Genomic DNA, 20,564 nt, shown 5'->3' on the forward strand with positions numbered 1-20,564 from the left:
GGGCCTCCTTATCGTGACTTCGTCGATAATATGCCCTTCCCGTTTCGCCCGTATGCGGACGTTACGCCGACCATCCGCCATTGATCCCGACCACCTGCCCGGTCATATAGCCGGCTCCTTCCGATGCGAGGAATCGAATCAGGTCGGCCACTTCTTGCGGCTTGCCGAGACGTCCGAGCGGAATTTCACTGCGAATGGACGCCCTCTCCGCTTCCTCTAATCCGGCGAGCATGTCGGTTTCGACCGCTCCGGGAGCGACGGCGTTGACCGTCACCCCGGAGGAAGCCAGCTCGCGGGCCATCGATTTGGCGAACGCGTTCAATCCGCCCTTCGCGGCCGCATAAGCCGCTTCTCCCGATGCGCCTACGACTCCCCAAATGCTGGACAAGTACACGATTCTCCCCCACCGCCGCCATCTCATGTCAGGAGCGAACAAGCGGGTAAGCCGGTATGCGGCCTTCAAATGCACGCCCATCAGATCGTCCCATACTTCTTCGCCGGAGTCTTCGAGCAGGCCGTAAAAGGCAGTTCCGGCGCTGTGCACGAGAATATCGGGCGACAGGCCCCATTCGGCGGTCCGTGTCTTGAGCGCCATCAGAGAATCGGCATCCCGGACGTCCGCATATACGGTCTCGGCGCGAACTCCCCACCTCCGGCAATCGGCCGCCACCCGCTCCGCCTCTTCGCCGGAAGCGTAATATTGGATCACGACGGCACATCCGTCCGAGGCCAGCCCGCGCGCCGCGGCGGCACCGATCCCCCGGGAGCCGCCCGTAATGAGCGCCGTACGCGTCACGCCTCGGCGCTCCTCACGATGCATGCGGCCAGCCGGTCCGGCGAGACATGGCTCTTCAGCAGCTCATTCAACTCGTCGACCGTTAAGCTCTCGTAATATTGAACGACGCGGAACAGGTCTCCGCCGCGGTGGCGGTAACGGGTAAATTCGTTGGCGATCGATTCGGGGCTGTTCAGCATGCGGAGGAAGCCTCCGATCCGCTTGCGGCGGGTGCGCTCGAACACGTCGGAGTCGATGCCTTTGGCGGCGGTGTCGTACAAAGCCGCGGTGACACGCTCCATCAACTCTTCCGGATTGGCCGTTTCCCCTCCGATGATGGAAAAGGCGAACCCCGGGCCGGTGTTGAACTCATAGCCGAAATTGTCCGAGATCAGATTGTCGTCGTACAGCTTCTGATACAGAGGCGAGCTTGGACCCAGAATGGTTTCCAGCGCCAATTTGGTCGCCAGCTCTTGCCGGATCCCGGCTTCTCCCTGTGCCGTCCCCTGCGGTTCTTTAAAGCCGAACAAACATTTGGGCAGCGACACGGGCAGCCGGATATCCCGCTTCTTGTCCTTCACTTGAGGGGGCTCCTCGGCAACCGTTCTCCGGATATCCCCGCCCTGCGGGAAGGACTTTCCCGCCTGATTTTGCCTGATCAGCTCGAATGTCGGTTCCGGCTCGACCCCGCCCACGACAAACAGCGTCATGTTCGACGGATGGTAGAATGTGTTGTAACAGTCATAGAGCATCTCTTTCGTTATCGAGCGGACCGATTTGGCCGTGCCGGCAATGTCGATATGAACGGGATGATCTTGGTACAGCGCCTCGATGAGGCCGAAGTATACGCGCCAGTCCGGGTTATCCCGGTACATGTCGATTTCTTGGATGATGATCCCTTTTTCCTTTTCCACATTCTCGTCCGTAAAATACGGATTTTGCACAAAGTCGAGCAGCGTGGTCAAGTTCTCCGGAATTTGCCGTGTGGCGGAAAACAGATACACCGTCCGGTCGAAACTCGTGAACGCGTTGGCGGAGGCGCCTTGCGCGGCGAACCGCGAGAACACGTCGCCTTCCGGCTCTTCGAACATTTTGTGCTCCAGAAAATGCGCGATGCCGTCCGGCACCTTCATTTCATCTCCGCCCGGCGGCCGGAATCGGTTGTCCACGGATCCGAAACGGGTCGTAAACGCCGCGTAAGTCTTCGTAAAACCGCTCTTCGGAAGCACGAACACCTCCAGCCCGTTCTCCAGCTTCTCGTGCCAGACGGTTTCTTGAAGCTTCGGATAGTCCATTTTCTCCATCTTCAGCCCTCCCCTTTCCGGTCACGCAGGAAGTAGATCGTATCGAGCTTGACGTCTTTGGCGGCTTCGACCACCATCTCGGGCGTCACGGCTTCCAGTTCGGAAATAAAGCTTTCGCCCGTGCGGTCTTTGCCGGCGACGACGCCGCTGAAATCGAACCCGATCCGCTCGAATGCGGAATCTTGAATTTCGCGAATTTGATTGGACATCATCGCTTTCGTCTTGGCCAGGTCGTCCGCCGTAAATTCTCCGCGCTCCAGCGCCGCCAGCTGCTCCCGAATAATGCCGACAGCCTTCTCATAGTTGGCGATTTCGATCCCCGACTGGATCGTCATGATGCCTTTGTGGCCGTCCAGGCGCGACGAAGCGTAGTAAGCAAGACTTGCTTTTTCCCGTACGTTCACGAAGAGTTTGGAATGCGGAAACGCCCCCAGCAAACCGTTGTATACGAGGAGCGCGGGATACTTGTCGCTGCCGTAAGACGAACCGACGCGCAGTCCCATGTTCAGCTTGCCTTGCCCGACGTCGAGGCGTTCGACGATCGTCTGGACCTCGTCTCTGGCCGGTATGAGCGCAGGCTCCTGATATCCGGCCGGCGAGCCTTGCGGCAGACGGAATGCTCCACCGACGATCTCTTGTACCTCGCTCAGGCTCGTGTCTCCGGCGACATACAGGTCGAGCGACACATCCTGCAGCCAGCTGCGATAGGCTTCCGTGAGCGTACCCGCATCGATGCCCGGAAGATCGTCCTTTCGGCCGAGGGCATGCAGACGGAACGGTTCGTTCCGGCACATTTCTTCGACGCAGCGTTCGCCGGCGTAGCGGATTTTATCGTTGATGATCGCATCGATCCGCTTAGAGACCGTCGTTTTTTCGGCCTCCACATATTTCGGGCGAAATTTGCCGTCTTCCAAGGCAGGCGCCGTCACGGCTTCTCCGAGAAACTTCAAAGCCTCTTTCAACAAAGACTCCGAAGAGGACACGAAACGGTCATTAATGATATCGAGCCGGAAATTGACGACCTGATGGTCGCCCCGTTTGTACAAATCGAAGCCGAAGCCCGCTCCGTACAAATTGTCCAAGCGTTCCCGAAACTGAAGGGTATCGGGATAAGATTGCGTTCCCCGCCGAAGCACAAAAGGGGTGAGCGCCGTGGGCGTCACCCTGGATTCGGATAAAGGGATTCCAGCAAACAACGACAAGGCGAACGTTTTGAAGCGTTTCGTCGGCAGTACATGCAGTCGGAGCCGCTCCAGCTCGCCGCGTTCAAATTGTTCCGGCATGTTCCTCAAGCCCCTTTATGGGTATAGTCGCATTCCCGTCGGTTCTCGCTGCGGTTAACGATCAGCCCCATTCTACCTGATGGGACAACCGGGAAGCAAATGCTGGAAAACCGGGGGCCCCGATCACCGGCAGAAGATGTGCTCGCCGATCCTTTTATACTGCGGACGGCTCCAAATCCATTTGGATGTTGCGGTCTTCGGATTGAAGTAATACAAGCAGCCGTCGGTCGGATCCCAACCGCTGAGCGCGTCTTTGACGGCTCTCATCGCTTGAGGGTTCGGCGTCAGCCAAATTTGGCCGTCTGCTACAGCGGTAAAGGCACCCGGCTGAAAAATGACACCCGTAGGTGTATTGGGAAATTGGGACGAGCGTACGCGGTTCAGGATAACGGCAGCTACCGCAACTTGGCCCTCATACGGCTCGCCGCGAGACTCTCCATATACGGCATTCGCCATCATTTTAAGTTCCCTGGACGTCATGCCCTGGTCATTGGAAGGCGGCAGAGCCTGACCTCGGTCGGTGCCTCCGCCGGCAGTCGCGCCACCGGCCTTCGCGCCGCCGGCGGCTTGCGGAACATCCTCCGCGGTAGGCCTCCAGTTCTTCGTCGCCTTCCAGAGCTTCAGCTTCGTTTTCCCTCCGACGACCCCGTCCGCTTTCAAGCCGAACTTCCATTGAAACCATTTCACAGCGTTCAACGTTTCCTGATCGAATTGACCCGTCACATCGCCGCTGTAAAAGCCTAAAAATCTCAGCCTTCCCTGAAGCTCGTTCACGTCTTTGCCCGACGCGCCCGCCTTCAAGGTCGCTCTGCTGAACGTTTCCATGCTCGTGCCCGAATGCTCAAGCCTGTACAATCCGAGCAAGCCGAAAACAAGACAGCACGTCAACAACACCAGACGATAACTCACCTAGAGCTCACGCCTTTCTCATACGATGGGTTCGCACGTTAGTATGAGAAAGGTGAAAGCCTCTTATACCCAATTAAGACGGAATGCGCTGCTGGTACTGTTCGATGGTCATAAGCACTTCTCTCGGTTTGCTTCCTTCATAAGGTCCGACGATGCCTTTGGCTTCCATCGCATCGATCAGTCTCGCCGCCCGTGTATATCCGATGCGCATCCGGCGCTGAAGCAGCGACACGGACGCTTGTTTTGCGTCCAGCACGATTTGCACGGCCTGGTCGAACAGCTCGTCGACGTATTCATCTTCCGCTTCGGGCACTGACTCGTCCACTTCCGGCACGAGGTCCTCGTTGTATTCGGCTTCGGCCTGCGCGCGCGCGTAATTCACGACGGCTTCCACTTCATTGTCCGACAAGAACGCACCCTGCACGCGGATCGGCTTGGATGCGCCCATCGGCAGGAACAGCATGTCCCCTCGTCCAAGCAGCTTTTCCGCGCCGACCATGTCGAGGATCGTTCTCGAATCGACTTGAGAAGATACGCCGAAGGCGATCCGGCTTGGAATATTCGCCTTGATAACGCCGGTGATGACGTCCACGGAAGGACGCTGCGTGGCGATGATTAAGTGAATGCCCGCCGCACGGGCCATCTGGGCCAGACGTGTGATGGAATCTTCCACGTCTCCCGCGGCCACCATCATCAGGTCCGCGAGCTCGTCCACGATGACGACGATATAGGGCAGCACGCCGTCCGGGTTGTCGCCGCTCAGCATCAAGGCGTTATAGCCTTCGATGTTCCGCGTGGCCGACTTCGAGAACTTCTCGTAGCGTTTTTCCATTTCGACGACGATTTTTTTCAAGGCCAGCGAAGCGCGTCTCGGATCGGTGACCACGGGTGCCAGCAAGTGCGGAATCCCGTTGTATACGTTGAGCTCGACCATTTTGGGGTCGATCATCAGAAACTTGACCTCGTCCGGCTTCGCTTTATACAAAATGCTGGTGATGATGCCGTTGATGCACACCGATTTGCCGGACCCAGTCGCTCCCGCGACGAGCAGATGGGGCATTTTTGCCAGGTTGCCCACGATCGGCTGGCCCGAAATATCGCGTCCGAACGCCACCGTCAGTTTATTCTGCGTCTCTTGGAAAGCCTGCGTTTCCACGACCTCCCGCAGGGTTACCACACTAACCTCGCTATTCGGCACCTCGATGCCGATGGCCGATTTCCCCGGAATCGGGGCTTCCATCCGAATGTCTCTTGCCGCTAGGGCAAGCGCGATATCGTCCGTCAAACTCACGATGCGGCTGACCTTCACGCCGACATCCGGCTGAAGCTCGTAACGGGTGACTGCCGGCCCCCGCGCCACATCCAGCACTTTGGCGCGTACACCGAAACTCTCGAGCGTTGCCTCCAGCTTGCGGGCGGTTTCGAGGTAGTCGTTGGCATTGCCGGACTTGCCCGCCGCCGACGGCTTGTTGAGCAGGTTCGCGCCGGGCAGCCGATAAGGCTTCGGTTTTTTGCGTATCGGCTTCGGAGGCGCTGCGGATTCTGCTTCTCCACCGGCTTCCTCGCTTACCGGGATTTCCTCGGCATCGGGAGAAATCAGGCCTTCTCCCTCCGTCAAACCGGCAGCTTCACCGCTCGAAACCTCCTCGTCTTCCTGCGTCCAGGGCGGCGTCGTGGCTTGCGCGGTGAAATCGGTGAAGCGGGGAGCAGGGATTTCCTTCTCTTCCCGATTAGGCGCTGCAGGCGAAGCGTGTGCGTCTTCTTCAACCGGCTTCTGACGTCCTGCGGCGGCACGCGCGCTCCATTCGGTTTCTTCGTCTTCCTCCCAGCCGTCCTCACGCGGATCGGCCGATTCGCGCTCCGGTTTTCCGTGGAAAAGCTGAAAAAACAAAGGCGTTTTACGCTGTGCCGGCACGTAAGGCAAATCCTCCAGCCCTTCGTCCTCGGGAACCGGTTCCATGGCCGGCTGCGCGTGCTTGCCGGAAGGCTGCACAGGAACCGCCTTGGCGGATCTCAGTTTGCGGCCCGCCGACAAACGCGCGGCAAGCAGAGGCATCACACGGAACAGGAACAGCCGGACGGCCCGTCCCATCTCCACGTAAGAGCGGTTCGTAATCAGCAGCAGAGCGATGGCGAATTCGATGATCATGACGAATTTCGCCCCGTAATAACCGAACATCCAGTATAGAACCGAGTATTGCAGAGCTCCCGCCATACCGCCGCCGATATGTTTTTGCCATATCGGCACGTTCTGCACCGGAGAGGCCATCCATAACTGTTCCTGCAGCTGCTTGAACGTCTGATTCACGATGGTGGACGGTGTTACCGCATCCAACTGGCCGAGCGTGCTGTCGATTACTCCCATGGCGCTCCACAAAGCAAATCCGAGAGCGATCAATAAAAAGCCGGTGCGGCGAGTCGTCCAGCCCCGGGGCCAGCTTCTTCTGATCATCACATATAAGCCGGCCCAGACGCCGGCAATCGCGATCATATAAAAATGTATGCCGAGCAAAAAGCCGAACAGCTTGGACAGTGACCTGCCGACTGCGGCTTCCCCGGAAAAGGCGATAACGGAGATGGTGATGAGCAGAATTCCGTAAATTTCGTATTTCAAGTTGGCTCCGAATGACGCCTTTTTCTTTTTGCGCTTGGCCAAGCTTGCCACCTCCCGGTTCAACATTATACCACAGTTGGCGGGAGGGTGGCAGACGTGGGGAATTACACCTCGTACGGGGAATATTCGGAGGCGGTTTGCGTGTAGTCCGCTTGAATGGACCGTTCACCGTAGGCGATCGTCTGTCCGGGGCTGTATTCCGGCTTCAAGTAATAGTCGAGCGGAGCACTCAGCAGCCGTTCAATCCGGCCGAGACCGGGAGCGATCGGAAGAACCCGCATCGTCACACCGCCGATCGACAAGTCGACGAAGGGGCCAGGTTCCTGCCCAGCGCCGTCCAGCACCAGCTCAAGAGGCATTGCCGTGTACAGCGTCATTGGACTCTCACACCCCCCAGCACATTGCCCGATTGGACACCGCGGCGTTCCATAATCATTTGGTTCAAATGCCGCATCGCGTCGCCGAGTCCGCCAACCGCGTCGATCAAGCCGTGCTTCACGGCGTCCTCACCGATGACCGTGGTCCCGATATCGCGGTTCAGTTCGCCCGTTTTGTTCATAAGCTCTTTAAATTTATCTTCGGTGATCCGGGAATGACGGGTCACGAAGCCCACGACCCTTTCCTGCATCTTCTCCAGATACTCGAAGGTTTGCGGCACACCGATAATCAACCCGTTCAGCCGAATCGGATGAATGGTCATCGTGGCAGTCTCCGCGATATACGTGTAATCGGCCGACACTGCGATCGGGCCGCCGATCGAATGGCCGCCGCCCAGCACGATTCCCACTTTCGGCTTGGAAAGCGACGCGATCATTTCGGCGATGGCGAGACCGGCCTCGACGTCTCCTCCCACCGTATTCAGGATGATCAGAATCCCTTCGATTTTCGGGTTTTGCTCGGCCGCTACAAGCTGCGGAATGATGTGTTCATATTTGGTGGTCTTGTTCTGCGGGGGTAAAATCATGTGGCCCTCGACTTGTCCGATGATCGTCAGGCAGAATACGTTGCTTTCGGCCTGCGGAACGGCGGTTTGTCCGAGCTGCACGACGGCTTCGACCGCGGCGTTCGCGCGGCGGGCTTCTTCCATCGGGCTCACCCCCGGGCCCGGAGGCTGCTCGGAAGTCAGTTTCACATACGGGTTGTCGTTCATATAGAACCTCCTTTTCTGGCATGACTTGACATAGTATGAACTAACCCGCCGCGTCTTACGCCGCCTGCGCAAGTTCCGAATCATGAAAAAAAACCGTCCCTTCCGCACGAGGCGGAACAGAAACGGTTTTTTCGAGTGTGGGTTGTTGCAAGCGCTGTTTATACTTCCATAATAATCGGCAAAATCATTGGTCTTCTGCGCGTTTGTTCGAATAGGAAACGACCGAGCGCGTCCTTCACGTTCGTTTTCAAGGATGCCCATTCGTTCACGTTGTCGCTCATCAGCTTATGCAGCGTGCTGGTGACGATGCGGTTGGCTTCCTCCAGCAATCCTTCCGATTCCCGCACATACACGAATCCGCGCGAGATGATGTCCGGTCCGGACAAAATGGTGCCGTCCTGCTTGCTGAGCGTCACCACCACCACCAAAATGCCGTCTTGGGACAACAGCTTGCGGTCGCGCAGGACGATGTTGCCCACGTCTCCCACGCCCAGTCCGTCGATCAGCACATTGCCGGCTGGAATTTTCCCGGCTTTGCGGCCCACGCCGTTCTGGAACTCCACCGTATCACCGTTATCGATCAAGAAGATATTCTCTTTATCGATGCCGACGGCTTCGGCGAGCATGGCGTGATGTCGAAGCATTCTGTACTCGCCGTGAATCGGAATGAAGTATTGCGGACGGATCAGGTTCAGCATCAGTTTCAGTTCTTCCTGGCTGCCGTGACCGGACACGTGGACGCCTGACACGGAACCCGGGCCCCAGATGACATTCGCTCCGAGGCGCATCAGTTCGTCGACCGTCCGTCCGACATAACGCTCGTTGCCCGGAATCGGAGTCGCGGCGATGACAACGGTGTCACCCGGCAAAATATCGACTTTGCGATGGGTCGAGCGTGCCATGCGGGTAAGGGCAGACATCGGCTCGCCTTGGCTTCCCGTCGACAAGATGGCGACGCGGTCTGCCGGGAGCTTGTTCACTTCCTCAGGCTCGATCAGCATACCTTCCGGAACCTGCAGGTATCCCAGCTCGGATGCGATGGTCACCATGTTAACCATACTTCGACCAACAACCGTCAACTTGCGGCGCGTTTCCATAGCCGCGTTGATGACTTGCTGGATCCGGTGCACGTTGGACGCGAACGTTGCGACCACCACGCGCTGCTTGGTCGTGCGGAAAATTTCTTCCAATTCCTTCCCTATACTGCTTTCGGAAGGAGTGAATCCCGGGCGTTCCGCGTTGGTGCTGTCCGATAGCAAGGCGAGCACGCCGCGTTTGCCGATTTCGGCGATCCGCTGAAGGTCGGCGTACTGTTCGTTAACCGGGGTATGGTCGAACTTGAAGTCGCCTGTATGGACCACGATGCCTTCCGGCGTTTCCAGACAGACGCCTACCGAATCCGGGATACTGTGGTTCGTACGGAAAAAGCTGGCTTTGATCGCGCCTAGCTGCACTTCCGATTCGGCGTTGATCAAGTGGCGTTTCGTTTCTCCGAGCAATCCCGCTTCCTTCAGCTTATGCTCGATGAGACCGAGCGTCAGCCTCGTTCCGTACACCGGGACGTTCAGATGCTTAAGCACATACGGTAGACCGCCGATGTGATCCTCGTGTCCGTGCGTAACCAGGATCGCCCGTACTTTGTCACGGTTATCGGTCAAATACGTGATATCCGGAATGACGACGTCGATGCCGAGCATCTCTTCTTCCGGGAATTTCAAGCCTGCGTCCACCACAACGATATCGTTGCCGTACTGAATGCAATACATGTTCTTCCCGATCTCGCCGACACCGCCGAGGGCAAAGATCAGTAATTTATCTTGGCTGTTTTTCTTGGACAATTCTAGTACCTCCCAAATCAATTCGACGATCCCACGAATATGAAATTGTCAAGTTGCAAATATTGGCCGCACCCAATCACTCGCAACCATTATACATGAAGCCAAAGACCAATTACAAGGCTGGTTCCCGCATTCGCCCGGAATGCCGATCCTTACCGTATAATGTCTCCATCCGCCGGTCAAAGAAACCGAAAAAAACCGGTGCCGACGGCACCGGTTTGACGGAGTGGACATGTCGCTTCAGCCAAGAAGCTTGCGGATAAAGGCCGCTTCCTGCTCGTCGGCTTCCACAAGGGGAAGCCGCACACCGCCGACGGATAACCCGCGCAGCGACAAAGCATATTTGACCGGAACCGGATTCGGCACCGGGTGCGGACAATTAAACAGGCCCTTGAACACCGGGAAGCACTCCGCGTTAAGCTGCGCGGCTTCCGATACCCGGCCGGCTTTGAACGATTCGATCATCCGCTTCATACGACCGCCGATCACGTGACTGGCCACGCTGACGATGCCCTGCCCTCCGACCGCCAAACACGGAAGCGTCAGCGCGTCGTCGCCGGAGTACAGTACGAACCCGTCCGGAGCATCTTTGATGATTTCCGTCATTTGTTCCAGCGAGGCGCATTCCTTCGTGGCCACCACGTTCGGAATCTGGGCCAGACGGAGTGTGGTAGCGGCAGACAACCCGGTCACGGTACGTGAAGGCACGTTGTAGAGTATTACGGGCAGGCTGGTCGATTCGGCAACAGTTTGGAAATGCCGGTACAACCCCTCTTGACTCGGTTTGTTGTAATACGGCACGACGAGCAGCACACCGTCGACGCCGGCTTCCTCGGCCGCTTTCGTCAAATGGACCGAGTGGGCGGTATCGTTGCTGCCAGTACCCGCAATAATCTTACAGCGGCCTGCCGCATGCTTCACGGCAAACCGGAATAGCGCGATCTTCTCGTCGTCCGTAAGCGTCGGCGATTCGCCGGTCGTTCCGGACACGACGAGCGCGTCGGATTGCTGTTCTTCAATCAGGTAATCGATTAAACGGCCGGTGGCATCCCAGTCGATCGAGAGGTTTTCATCGAACGGAGTAACCATCGCCGTAATGAGTTGTCCGAAATTCATCGATCTCTTCCTCCTCAAACAGCGGCTAAATGAAGGCCAAATTCGGAGTGCAGCGCTTGAAGCGCACCTGCCATATCTTCCCCGGAAACGAGCACCCAGATCGTCGTATTCGAATCCGCGGACTGCAAAATCCGGATTTGGCGGTTGGTCAAGGCTTCCACAATCTTCGCCATAACACCCGGCTCACCGTTCATACCGCCGCCGATGACCGACACCTTCGCGCAGCTCTCCCGTACGCGGGGCTCGAATCCGAGGTCGCGAAGCAGCGCGATCGCTTTGGAAGCATCGTTTTCTTTCACCGTGTAGTGTACCGCGTTCGGCATGACGTTGATCAGATCGACGCTGATTCCGTTGGCGGCCATCGCCCTGAAGACGCGAAGCTGAAGATCGTGCGGACCGCCCTCGGTCACCACGCTGAGCTGCGTCACGCCTTGAACATGCGCAAGGCCGGTGACGGTGCGGTCCGTCCAGCCCGGGCGCCCGCGGACGGCTTCCGATCGCGTCACCAGCGTGCCTTCTCCGTCGGAGAACGTGGAGCGAACCCTTACGGGCACACCCGCTTTCATGGCGATTTCCACGGCGCGCGGGTGAATGACCTTCGCGCCGTTATAGGCCATGTTGCAAATTTCTTCGTAACTCACGACGGACAACGGTCTTGCGTCGCTCACAATACGCGGATCCGCCGTCAATATGCCGTCGACATCGGTGAAGATATCCACCACGGAAGCATTCAATGCGGCGCCTAATGCGGTGGCCGAGGTATCGCTGCCTCCGCGGCCGAGCGTCGTAATCTCGCCGTCCTCCGTTCTTCCTTGGAAGCCGGTCACGACGACGACTTTGCCCTCCGACAAATGCTTTAATATCGCCTTCGGCTGCACATCCAGAATGCGTGCGGCACCGAAACCGGCATCGGTAATAATCCCGGCCTGCCCTCCTGTAAGCGCGACTGCCGGAATCCCTTCCGCATTCAGCAGGCTAGTCAACACTGAAGCGGAAATCAACTCTCCGCAGGACAGAAGCAAGTCCTTCTCGCGCGCCGGCAAGGAGCTGCCGTTATCCTTGATCAAGTCAAGCAGCGTATCGGTGGCATACGGCTCGCCGCGGCGCCCCATGGCGGACACGACTACGACGAGGCTGTGTCCGGACTGCTGTTCCCGGACAATATGACGCAGGACGTGGCGCCGACTATGTTCGTCGGACACCGACGTCCCGCCAAATTTCTGAACTGTGATGATCATCTGCGGTTTCCCCCTCCGCGAGATTACGCTTGCGGAATGGCGATGTACTCGGCGATTTGAACCGCGTTCCAAGCCGCTCCCTTGAGCAGGTTGTCTGATACGATCCACAGGTTGAGCGCGCGCGGATTCGACAAGTCGCGGCGGACTCGGCCCACGAACACTTCATTTTTCCCAGCGGCGTCGGTCGCCAGCGGATACGATTGGGTGTCCGGATCGTCGACGAGAGCGATACCCGGTGCGTCGGCCAGCAGCGATTTCACTTCGCCGATGTCGAAATCGCTTTTCAGTTCCACATAAACCGATTCCGAGTGGCCGTATACGACCGGGATCCTTACGCAGGTGGCCGTAACTTCAATCGAATCGTCGCCCATAATTTTTTTCGTTTCGCGGATCATCTTCATCTCTTCCAACGTAAAGCCGTTGTCTTGGAATTTATCGATCTGCGGAATCGCGTTAAACGCAATTTGGTGTTTTACAGGCAAAGAACCGACCGGCAAAATGTCCGGATTCGCCGGGTTGCCCGCCAGCACTTCCTTGGATTGCCGGAGCATTTCGTTGATCGCTTTCGCTCCCGCGCCGGATACCGCCTGATAGGTGGACACGATGATGCGGGAAATGCCGAAACGATCGTAAAGAGGCTTAAGCGCGGCAACCATCTGAATGGTGGAGCAGTTCGGATTGGCGATGATGCCTTTGTGTTCGCTAATCTTGTCGATGTTGACTTCCGGTACGACAAGCGGCGTTTCCGGGTCCATCCGGTAAGCGTTCGTGTTATCGATACATACCGCACCGTGGCGAACGGCAAGCGGAATCAGCGCCTTGCTGACGTCCCCGCCGGCGCTGAACAACGCGATATCCACTCCTTCGAAGCTTTCCGGAGTCGCTTCTTCTACCGTCAACTCCTGACCTCTGAACGAAATTTTACTGCCCGCCGAACGCGCAGAAGACAGCAGTTTCAAGGATTTGATCGGAAAATTGCGTTCTGCGAGCAATTTCAGAATCTGTTCCCCAACGGCGCCGGTCGCTCCTACGACCGCGACGTTAAACAAGGCTTGAGTCGACATATGGCTGTTTCTCCCCTCAGATGCGGCAAAAATAACGTTAAGCGTATTGAAACCGCTCAATGAGTAAAGGCTGTAATTGTTTCCCCTGAAGCGCCGCTTCGCATGTTTCCATGACGAGATCCATCCGGGCCACAAGCGAATTCGGCTTGCCCTGCGGATTGTCTTGGCCGAAGGGTACAAAATAGATGTTTTTCGTGACGAGCAGCTTCGCGATATTCGCGGCATTGAGGCCCAACCCGTCGTTCGTCGAAATGGCGAGCACGACCGGCCGGCAATTGCGCATCTGGGCCTTGGCTGCCATCAGAACCGGACCGTCGGTCATGGCGTTAGCCAGCTTGCTCGTCGTATTCCCCGTACAAGGCGCGATCGCGAGAACATCGATCCGTTTGCTCGGACCAAGAGGCTCTGCATCCACGATGGACGAAATGAGTGCGTTCCCGGTAATGCGCTTAAGCTCTGACTGCCAATGTTCGGACGTTCCGAATCGGGTATCCGTCGTCATAATCGTCGACGAGACGATCGGAATAACGTTCGCGCCGGCATCCACAAAACGCTGAATATACGGCATCACTTCCGGCAGCGTGCAATGGGAACCGGAAAGCGCGTAACCGACCGTAATTCCTTGCCAATTCATAGCTCATTCCCCCGAAGCCCTTTGTCCTCCAGAATGATCTGGATCAGACTGTTGGCAATGATGCGACCCGCAGTTTTCGGAGCCACAATGCCGGGCAAACCGGGCGCAAGCAGCGCCTTGATTCCCCGCTTCTCGGCGAAGCGGAAATCGGTGCCTCCGGGCTTCGAAGCCAGGTCGATAATGCAGGCGCGCTGGGGGAGCTGAGCGATCACTTGTGCTGTGACTATCATAGTCGGAATCGTATTAAAAAGCAAGTCGATATTCCCCGCTTGGCGCGCCAAATCAGGCATGTAGAAGGGTTCATACCCCATTTCGAAAGCCCTCGCAAAACTGTCTTCCCGACGCACGCCCGCCTTGACTTTTGCACCCAATCCTTGAAGCGTTCTGGCCAGGGTGAGCCCCGTTCTTCCGAGTCCCAGGACCATGCACACGGAGCCGTGAATGGTGATGTCAGTATTTTGAATGGCCATCATGACGGCGCCTTCCGCGGTCGGAATCGAGTTATAGATGGCCACGTCGTCTCTCTCGAAGAGTTCGACCAGCTGCACACGGTGCTTTTCGCAAAGCTTCTGCAAATAAGGCTTCGCCATGCCGGTGTAGACTTTGCAATGCTCCGGCAGCGCGGCGATGTGCGCATCCGTCAGCTTCATTTCCCGGTCGGTGAAAATGGCGGAAATGCTTCCATCGTCTTCGGTTCCAACAGCCGGGAGCAATAGCGCGTCGGATTCGGTTAAGATGTCCGGCGACCATTCGGCCTTGGACACCCCGGTGAACAGCGTATCCAGACGCTCGAACCCGGCAATGGTCACCGAAGCGTCCAATTCGGTCAGCACGCGGATCACTTCCAGCTGCCTTGCGTCCCCGCCGGCCACAACGACCTGCACTCCCGTGAGCATAAGAGGTACTACCTCCCTTCGGCATCTTACCTACACATCGTATGCTTGCGCCCAGCCGCGGGTGCCATTCCTCAAGCGCTTCCGGCGGGTGCCTATCTGGTGTTTCCGGCATCGCGGGGACAGTTAGTTGCGGTTAGCGGTATGTAAGGTTGTGAAACAGTCTTATTGGCGATGTGAGCGGCGGCCCGGGCACCAAAAAAGCCGTCCGGACTTTCGTCCGAAACGGCTTCCCGTTATTTGCCCGTATGCCCGAATCCGCCGATCCCGCGAACGGTATCCGGCAATTCGCTTACTTCGCTGAGCGAGACTTCAGGCACCCGCTGGAAGACGAGCTGCGCGATACGCTCCCCGCGTTCGATCGTGAATGGTTCCTTGCCCAAATTGATGAGCAGCACCTTCACTTCGCCCCGGTAATCAGCATCGATCGTGCCGGGTGTATTCAAGCAGGTAATTCCGTGTTTCAACGCAAGCCCGCTGCGCGGCCGCACTTGGGCTTCCAATTCCCGCGGCATCGCCATGGCGAAGCCGGTCGGAATCAAAGCCCGTTCCCCCGGCGTCAATTCGAGCGGTTCCGGCACAGCGGCGTGAAGATCGAAGCCCGCGGCCCACTCCGACATTCGGCGCGGCAGCGGGAGATCCTCATTCCCCGGAAGCCGTTTCAACTGGATTGGAAACAACGAACTCCCTCCCGATTCCCGACAGCACTTTCTCGTTCGCTCCTACAAGCGCAATGGCGCAAGGCTCTTTCATGATATGGGCCATCATGGCGCCCACATCGTCCAACGACACCCGATCGATTCGTTCAAGCATTTCGTCGAGCGTGTAATGCCGGCCCAGCATCAGCTCGTTTTTCCCCAAACGATTCATTCGGCTGCTGGTGCTTTCGAGACTGAGGATGAGGTTCCCTTTCAGCTGCTCCTTGCCGCGGGACAATTCCGCTTCGCTCAAACCTTTGTCCGCCAGCTCTTGCAGCAGTTCCATCGTCAAATCGTACACGTCTTTCGTCTGTTTCGGAGCGGTGCCAGCGTACACTGTAAACAGTCCGCTGTCCGCATACGACGTGTGATAGGAATAAACCGAATACGCGAGACCGCGTTTTTCCCGGATTTCCTGGAACAGACGGGAGCTCATGCCCCCTCCGATCGTGTTGTTCAGCAAAATCATGGCGTACAAGTTCTCATTGGAAATCGATACGCCCGGGAACGTAAGGCACAGGTGATTCTGTTCCGTTTTTTTGCGGTGGAACAAGCTGTCCGAACGAAAAAGCGGATGCTCCAGCGCCGGGTCGGCACCTCTGACGTCGAACCGGCCGAAATGCCGCTCGATCAGCTCCAGCACTTCTTCCCCGACGTTGCCCGCCATGCTGATGACGGTGTTATCGATGCGATAGTGTTCCTTCATATAACGGCGCAAATGTTCCGGCCCCATTGCCCCCAAACGCTCGGCGGTGCCGAGAATGGACCAGGCCAGCGGATGATCGCCGTACGCGGCCCGCGAGGCGAGATCGTGCACCGTGTCATCCGGAGTGTCCTCGTACATCGAGATCTCTTCCAAAATGACGTTTTTCTCTTTGGCAAGTTCGGTATCCGCCAGCTGCGACTCGAAAAACATGTCGGCCAGCACATCCACCGCGATCGGCAGGTGCTGGTCCAGCACTTTGGCGTAGTAGCACGTATATTCTTTGGAGGTGAAGGCGTTCACGTTGCCGCCGATTCCGTCGAAACGGTCGGCGATTTCCTTGGCGGAGTGCCGGTTCGTTCCTTTGAACAGCATGTGCTCGATAAAATGAGAGATGCCGTTCACTTCCGGATTTTCGTTGCGGGAACCGGTTTTGACCCAGATGCCGAACGACACCGACCGGCTGGTGGGGATCTGCTCGATCATAACGCGGAGCCCGTTCCGCAGTTGATATTTGTTCACCCGTTTTCCCCCTAGCGATGAATGATTCCACTATAACAAATTCCGACATTCGCCACAACAAACCCCAGCGCGGCTTTACCTTCGCTGCTCTTACACGCCCGGCGGCGCGGATTCCACACGGTCCGGCGATAAAGTCTCGCTCACGGTGCCGATCCGGTACCCCTTCGCCTTCACGGAACGGATCATCCCTTTCAGCGCATGTTGGGAAGTGGCGGTGGGATGCATCAGGATCAAATAACCGCGCCCTGCGCGCTGGGCGATTTTGGACACGACCGCCGAAGCCGGCGGATTTTGCCAATCCAGCGTATCGAGCGTCCAAAGCACGGTGCGGAGTCCGAACTCGGAAGCTGCCTTCACCGTTCTTGCGTCATAGTCCCCCGAAGGAGGAGCGAACCAAACGTTCCGCACGCCCAGCTTCTTCAGCAGCGCTTCGGTCTTGGCGATCTCCTGCCGCTGGCGGGCGTTGCTCAACGCGCTCATGTTCGGGTGGGAGTAAGCGTGATTCGATAATTCGTGTCCGCGGGCCAAAATCTCTTTGGCCGTGTCTTCGTGTTTCGAGAGCCAGGAGCCGTCCAAAAAAAACGTCGCTTTCACATTTTCTGAAGCCAGCGCATCCAAAATCGACGGCAAATATTCGTCGCCCCACGCCACATTGATCATGAAAGCTACCATCGGTTTGGCCGGATTGCCCCGATAGATCGGATGGAGCGGCAGGTTCTCAAGCCCGACGGCCGGCGGCACTTCTTTGTACACCCATGGAAAATCGGCGGAATCCGGCATGAGACCTATCGCTTTCGCTTTCGCATAGGTGGCTTCCACATCGATCACACGTCCATTGTACCCCGGAATGGCTTTCCAGACTCGGTCGATGATGGCATCGGACGGCGGAATGTTTCGTTTTGCTGCTTCCGACCGTATCCATTCCCGCAAAGAAGGCAGCGGCTGCCCTTCCGTCCGGAAAGCGGCAGACTGCGGCTCGGGATGTTTGACAGCTTGTACGAAGGGAGCCAGCGGACCGTACGTTCCCGCAAACCAAATAGCACACAAACAGACCAGCAAAGACGCCAGTCGGAACGAAGAAGATTTGCTCATGAACAGGCTCACCCGCCTTGTCCGATATCTGCCTTCATCCTATGCCGGACAAAACAAAAAGAGACCTGCTCAGTCTCTTTTAGCTTCTCGATGAAATTCGCTTCCTTAAACGGAAGAAGGCTGCTCCGGTGTCAGAAGCACTTTGCGGGACAAGTTGATTCTGCCCATGTTGTCGATCTCGGTAACTTTCACTTGGATCGTATCGCCGATATTGACGACGTCCTCCACCTTCGCCACCCGCTCATTCGCCAGCTGCGAAATGTGAACTAGACCGTCCTTGTTCGGCAAAATCTCGACGAAGGCGCCGAATTTCTCGATTCGTTTGACCGTGCCGGTGTACACTTCTCCGACTTGGACTTCCTTCACGATGCCTTCGATGATTTGCTGGGCTTTGCGGTTGGCCGCCTCGTCCGTCGAGGAGATGTAGACCGAACCGTCTTGTTCGATGTCGATTTTGACGCCGGTTTCCTCGATAATTTTGTTGATGATTTTGCCGCCCGATCCGATGACGTCGCGGATTTTGTCCGGGTGGATTTTCATCGAAATGATTTTTGGAGCGTACGGGCTCAAAGACTTGCGCGGTTCCTTCATCGTCTCGAGCATTTTGCCGAGGATGAACATCCGGCCTTCTTTGGCCTGATCTAGCGCTTGCGTAAGGATGGCGCGGTCGATTCCGTCGATCTTGATATCCATCTGAATCGCGGTCACGCCTGCCGAAGTTCCTGCCACCTTGAAGTCCATATCGCCAAGGTGGTCTTCCATGCCTTGGATATCCGTGAGGATCGAAAAATGTTCGCCGTCTTTGATGAGCCCCATCGCCACCCCGGCAACCGGAGCTTTGATCGGTACGCCCGCGTCCATCATGGCCAGCGTGCTGGCGCAGATGCTCGCCTGAGAGGTGGAACCGTTGGATTCCAGCACCTCGGATACGAGACGAATCGTATACGGGAATTCGGCTTCCGACGGAATCACTTTCAGCAGCGCCCGCTCACCCAACGCGCCGTGTCCGATTTCGCGGCGGCCCGGAGGACGCAGCGGACGGGCTTCTCCGACCGAGAACGGCGGGAAGTTATAGTGATGCATGAACCGCTTGGTCTCTTCCAAGCCGATGCCGTCCAAAATTTGTACGTCACCGAGCGCGCCGAGCGTACATATGCTGAGCGCCTGGGTTTGTCCGCGCGTGAACAGGCCGGATCCGTGCGTACGGGGCAAAATGCCGACGTCGCTCGTAATCGGACGGATTTCTTCAAGCTTGCGCCCATCCGGACGGACCTTGTCATGCGTAATGAGGCGGCGCACTTCATTTTTGACGATATCGTACAGCACTTCTTTCACGTCGGCGAGCTTTTCCGGCGATTCGGCGTACACCGAGCTAAAGTGTTCCACCGTCTCGGCGTTAATAGCGTCGATCGCTTCTTGGCGGGCATGTTTCTCCCCAATGCGGACGGCTTCGACCAGACGGGATTGCGCGAAGGCTTGTACATCCGCTTCCACTCCTGCGTCGACCGTATGCAGCTTCACTTCCATTTTCTGAACGCCGGCTTTGGCGACCAATTGATCGATCGTATCCACGATCTTCTTGATCTCCTCATGACCGAACATGATCGCTTCGAGCATGTCGGCTTCCGGCACTTCTTCGGCTTCCGCTTCGACCATCATGATGGCGTCGCGTGTTCCGGCGACTACCACGTACAAGTCGCTCTTCTCTTCCTGTTCCACGGTCGGGTTGATGATGAAGCGTCCGTCCACACGACCGACGATCACGCCGCCGATCGGTCCGTTAAAAGGCACATTGGAGATCGACAGCGCAGCGGATGTCCCGATCATCGCGGCAATTTCCGGCGAGCAGTCCTGATCCACACTCATCACCAGATTGACGATCTGCACATCGTTCCGGAAGCCATCCGGAAACAACGGACGAATCGGCCGGTCCGTGAGACGGCTGGCCAAAATCGCTTTCTCGCTTGGACGGCCTTCCCGTTTAATGAAGCCTCCCGGGATTTTGCCGACGGCGTATAACCGTTCTTCGTAGTTTACGGTCAGCGGGAAGAAATCGAGATCTTTCGGCTCCGAAGAAGCGGTAACCGTGGACAATACGACGGTTTCGCCGTAACGGACCACCACCGCTCCATTCGCTTGTTTCGCCAGACGCCCCGTCTCCAGGGCGAACGGACGGCCGCCGAGTTGCATTTCTACGCGATGTTCCATAACTTTTCCCTCCTCCTAGCGCGGCTGGATTCCTCAATCGTCGTTACGATAAGCCGCCGCAACTGAACTTATGTAATTTCGTCACCTTACCCATTATTTCCTGCCATCAGCCGGCTTAGGCGCAGCGTGCCCGCGTAAACCGAACGGCGTCGACATGGGAAAAAAGCAACCCGGTACCGGTCGGATCGAAAGTCCGAATCGACTCGGGCAGGTTGCTTTCTAAGGCGTCGAATTAGCGGCGCAGGCCCAGTTTTTCAATCAGGGCGCCGTACCGTTTCACATCTTTGTTCTTCAAGTATGCCAACAGCTTGCGCCGTTGACCGACCATCTTGAGCAGACCGCGGCGGGAGTGGTGGTCTTTCTTGTGATCCCGCAGGTGAGCCGTCAAGTTGTTGATGTTCTCGGTCAGGATAGCAATTTGGACTTCCGGGGAACCCGTGTCCGATGCGTGTGTCTTGTGCGCTTCAATCAACTCTTGTTTACGCTCTTGAGTCAATGCCATCCTAATCACCTCCTTCTATGA

At 57.1% G+C, this 20,564-nt stretch carries 18 protein-coding genes; all 18 read right to left on the reverse strand.

The genetic code is table 11. The features are described from left to right. Positions 1 to 61: 61 nt before the first annotated feature. Positions 62 to 820 carry an elongation factor P 5-aminopentanone reductase gene (gene ymfI, locus E5161_RS04295; RefSeq protein WP_136776490.1) on the reverse strand — a complete coding sequence of 253 codons (759 nt, stop codon included), beginning with the start codon at positions 818 to 820 and terminating at the stop codon, positions 62 to 64. Beyond that, positions 793 to 2,079, reverse strand: a complete 1,287-nt coding sequence (yfmH, locus tag E5161_RS04300; RefSeq protein WP_136776491.1) for an EF-P 5-aminopentanol modification-associated protein YfmH — start codon at positions 2,077 to 2,079, stop codon at positions 793 to 795. Before yfmH ends, ymfI begins: the two co-directional genes overlap by 28 nt. A gap of 2 nt (positions 2,080 to 2,081) precedes the next feature. Next, positions 2,082 to 3,362 carry an EF-P 5-aminopentanol modification-associated protein YfmF gene (gene yfmF, locus E5161_RS04305; RefSeq protein WP_136776492.1) on the reverse strand — a complete coding sequence of 427 codons (1,281 nt, stop codon included), beginning with the start codon at positions 3,360 to 3,362 and terminating at the stop codon, positions 2,082 to 2,084. Between the two features lie 123 nt (positions 3,363 to 3,485). Next, positions 3,486 to 4,271 (reverse strand): spore cortex-lytic enzyme, encoded by a 786-nt coding sequence (sleB, locus tag E5161_RS04310; RefSeq protein ID WP_136776493.1) that lies wholly within the window; start codon positions 4,269 to 4,271, stop codon positions 3,486 to 3,488. A 73-nt stretch (positions 4,272 to 4,344) separates the two neighbouring features. Then, positions 4,345 to 6,927: an FtsK/SpoIIIE family DNA translocase gene (locus E5161_RS04315; protein ID WP_425456444.1), complete on the reverse strand. Its 2,583-nt coding sequence runs from the start codon at positions 6,925 to 6,927 to the stop codon at positions 4,345 to 4,347. 62 nt (positions 6,928 to 6,989) lie between these two features. Further along, a complete protein-coding gene (locus E5161_RS04320; RefSeq protein WP_136776495.1) occupies positions 6,990 to 7,262 on the reverse strand; it encodes a YlzJ-like family protein in 273 nt (90 codons plus the stop codon). Continuing rightward, the gene (locus E5161_RS04325; protein WP_246042125.1) at positions 7,259 to 7,972 is read right to left on the reverse strand and encodes a ClpP family protease; all 714 of its coding nucleotides are present in this window, start codon (positions 7,970 to 7,972) and stop codon (positions 7,259 to 7,261) included. The genes E5161_RS04320 and E5161_RS04325 overlap by 4 nt, the downstream gene beginning before the upstream one ends. Before the next feature lie 221 nt (positions 7,973 to 8,193). After that, on the reverse strand, positions 8,194 to 9,873 hold the full coding sequence (locus E5161_RS04330) for a ribonuclease J (protein WP_136776497.1): 1,680 nt from the start codon (positions 9,871 to 9,873) through the stop codon (positions 8,194 to 8,196). Positions 9,874 to 10,113: 240 nt separating this feature from the next. Next, positions 10,114 to 10,989, reverse strand: a complete 876-nt coding sequence (gene dapA / locus E5161_RS04335; protein ID WP_136776498.1) for a 4-hydroxy-tetrahydrodipicolinate synthase — start codon at positions 10,987 to 10,989, stop codon at positions 10,114 to 10,116. Between the two features lie 14 nt (positions 10,990 to 11,003). Further along, positions 11,004 to 12,227, reverse strand: coding sequence for an aspartate kinase (gene dapG / locus E5161_RS04340; RefSeq protein WP_136776499.1), 1,224 nt, complete (start codon positions 12,225 to 12,227; stop codon positions 11,004 to 11,006). Positions 12,228 to 12,250: 23 nt separating this feature from the next. Further along, positions 12,251 to 13,291 (reverse strand): aspartate-semialdehyde dehydrogenase, encoded by a 1,041-nt coding sequence (locus E5161_RS04345; protein WP_136776500.1) that lies wholly within the window; start codon positions 13,289 to 13,291, stop codon positions 12,251 to 12,253. Between the two features lie 37 nt (positions 13,292 to 13,328). After that, positions 13,329 to 13,925, reverse strand: a complete 597-nt coding sequence (locus E5161_RS04350; protein WP_136776501.1) for a dipicolinate synthase subunit B — start codon at positions 13,923 to 13,925, stop codon at positions 13,329 to 13,331. Next, positions 13,922 to 14,821 carry a dipicolinate synthase subunit DpsA gene (gene dpsA, locus E5161_RS04355; RefSeq protein WP_136776502.1) on the reverse strand — a complete coding sequence of 300 codons (900 nt, stop codon included), beginning with the start codon at positions 14,819 to 14,821 and terminating at the stop codon, positions 13,922 to 13,924. Before dpsA ends, E5161_RS04350 begins: the two co-directional genes overlap by 4 nt. Positions 14,822 to 15,054: 233 nt before the next feature. Next, positions 15,055 to 15,498: a dUTP diphosphatase gene (gene dut / locus E5161_RS04360; protein WP_136776503.1), complete on the reverse strand. Its 444-nt coding sequence runs from the start codon at positions 15,496 to 15,498 to the stop codon at positions 15,055 to 15,057. Further along, positions 15,461 to 16,741 carry a M16 family metallopeptidase gene (locus E5161_RS04365; RefSeq protein WP_136776504.1) on the reverse strand — a complete coding sequence of 427 codons (1,281 nt, stop codon included), beginning with the start codon at positions 16,739 to 16,741 and terminating at the stop codon, positions 15,461 to 15,463. Before E5161_RS04365 ends, dut begins: the two co-directional genes overlap by 38 nt. Before the next feature lie 90 nt (positions 16,742 to 16,831). Continuing rightward, on the reverse strand, positions 16,832 to 17,833 hold the full coding sequence (locus E5161_RS04370) for a polysaccharide deacetylase family protein (protein ID WP_136776505.1): 1,002 nt from the start codon (positions 17,831 to 17,833) through the stop codon (positions 16,832 to 16,834). A gap of 105 nt (positions 17,834 to 17,938) precedes the next feature. After that, positions 17,939 to 20,041 carry a polyribonucleotide nucleotidyltransferase gene (gene pnp, locus E5161_RS04375; RefSeq protein WP_136776506.1) on the reverse strand — a complete coding sequence of 701 codons (2,103 nt, stop codon included), beginning with the start codon at positions 20,039 to 20,041 and terminating at the stop codon, positions 17,939 to 17,941. A 232-nt stretch (positions 20,042 to 20,273) separates the two neighbouring features. Further along, on the reverse strand, positions 20,274 to 20,543 hold the full coding sequence (rpsO, locus tag E5161_RS04380) for a 30S ribosomal protein S15 (RefSeq protein ID WP_136776507.1): 270 nt from the start codon (positions 20,541 to 20,543) through the stop codon (positions 20,274 to 20,276). Positions 20,544 to 20,564 lie beyond the last annotated feature (21 nt).

Origin of the sequence: Cohnella pontilimi (genome assembly GCF_005049045.1) — a bacterium.
Classification (GTDB): Bacteria; Bacillota; Bacilli; order Paenibacillales; family Paenibacillaceae; genus Cohnella; species Cohnella pontilimi.

Coding starts and splice junctions, on each gene's coding strand:
- ymfI (WP_136776490.1), bottom strand. CDS start 820: ATGCATCGTGAGGAGCGCCGAGGCGTGACGCGTACGGCGCTCATTACG.
- yfmH (WP_136776491.1), bottom strand. CDS start 2,079: ATGGAGAAAATGGACTATCCGAAGCTTCAAGAAACCGTCTGGCACGAG.
- yfmF (WP_136776492.1), bottom strand. CDS start 3,362: ATGCCGGAACAATTTGAACGCGGCGAGCTGGAGCGGCTCCGACTGCAT.
- E5161_RS04320 (WP_136776495.1), bottom strand. CDS start 7,262: ATGACGCTGTACACGGCAATGCCTCTTGAGCTGGTGCTGGACGGCGCT.
- E5161_RS04325 (WP_246042125.1), bottom strand. CDS start 7,972: ATGGAAGAAGCCCGCCGCGCGAACGCCGCGGTCGAAGCCGTCGTGCAG.
- dapA (WP_136776498.1), bottom strand. CDS start 10,989: ATGAATTTCGGACAACTCATTACGGCGATGGTTACTCCGTTCGATGAA.
- dapG (WP_136776499.1), bottom strand. CDS start 12,227: ATGATCATCACAGTTCAGAAATTTGGCGGGACGTCGGTGTCCGACGAA.
- E5161_RS04345 (WP_136776500.1), bottom strand. CDS start 13,291: ATGTCGACTCAAGCCTTGTTTAACGTCGCGGTCGTAGGAGCGACCGGC.
- E5161_RS04350 (WP_136776501.1), bottom strand. CDS start 13,925: ATGAATTGGCAAGGAATTACGGTCGGTTACGCGCTTTCCGGTTCCCAT.
- dpsA (WP_136776502.1), bottom strand. CDS start 14,821: ATGCTCACGGGAGTGCAGGTCGTTGTGGCCGGCGGGGACGCAAGGCAG.
- E5161_RS04370 (WP_136776505.1), bottom strand. CDS start 17,833: ATGAGCAAATCTTCTTCGTTCCGACTGGCGTCTTTGCTGGTCTGTTTG.
- pnp (WP_136776506.1), bottom strand. CDS start 20,041: ATGGAACATCGCGTAGAAATGCAACTCGGCGGCCGTCCGTTCGCCCTG.
- rpsO (WP_136776507.1), bottom strand. CDS start 20,543: ATGGCATTGACTCAAGAGCGTAAACAAGAGTTGATTGAAGCGCACAAG.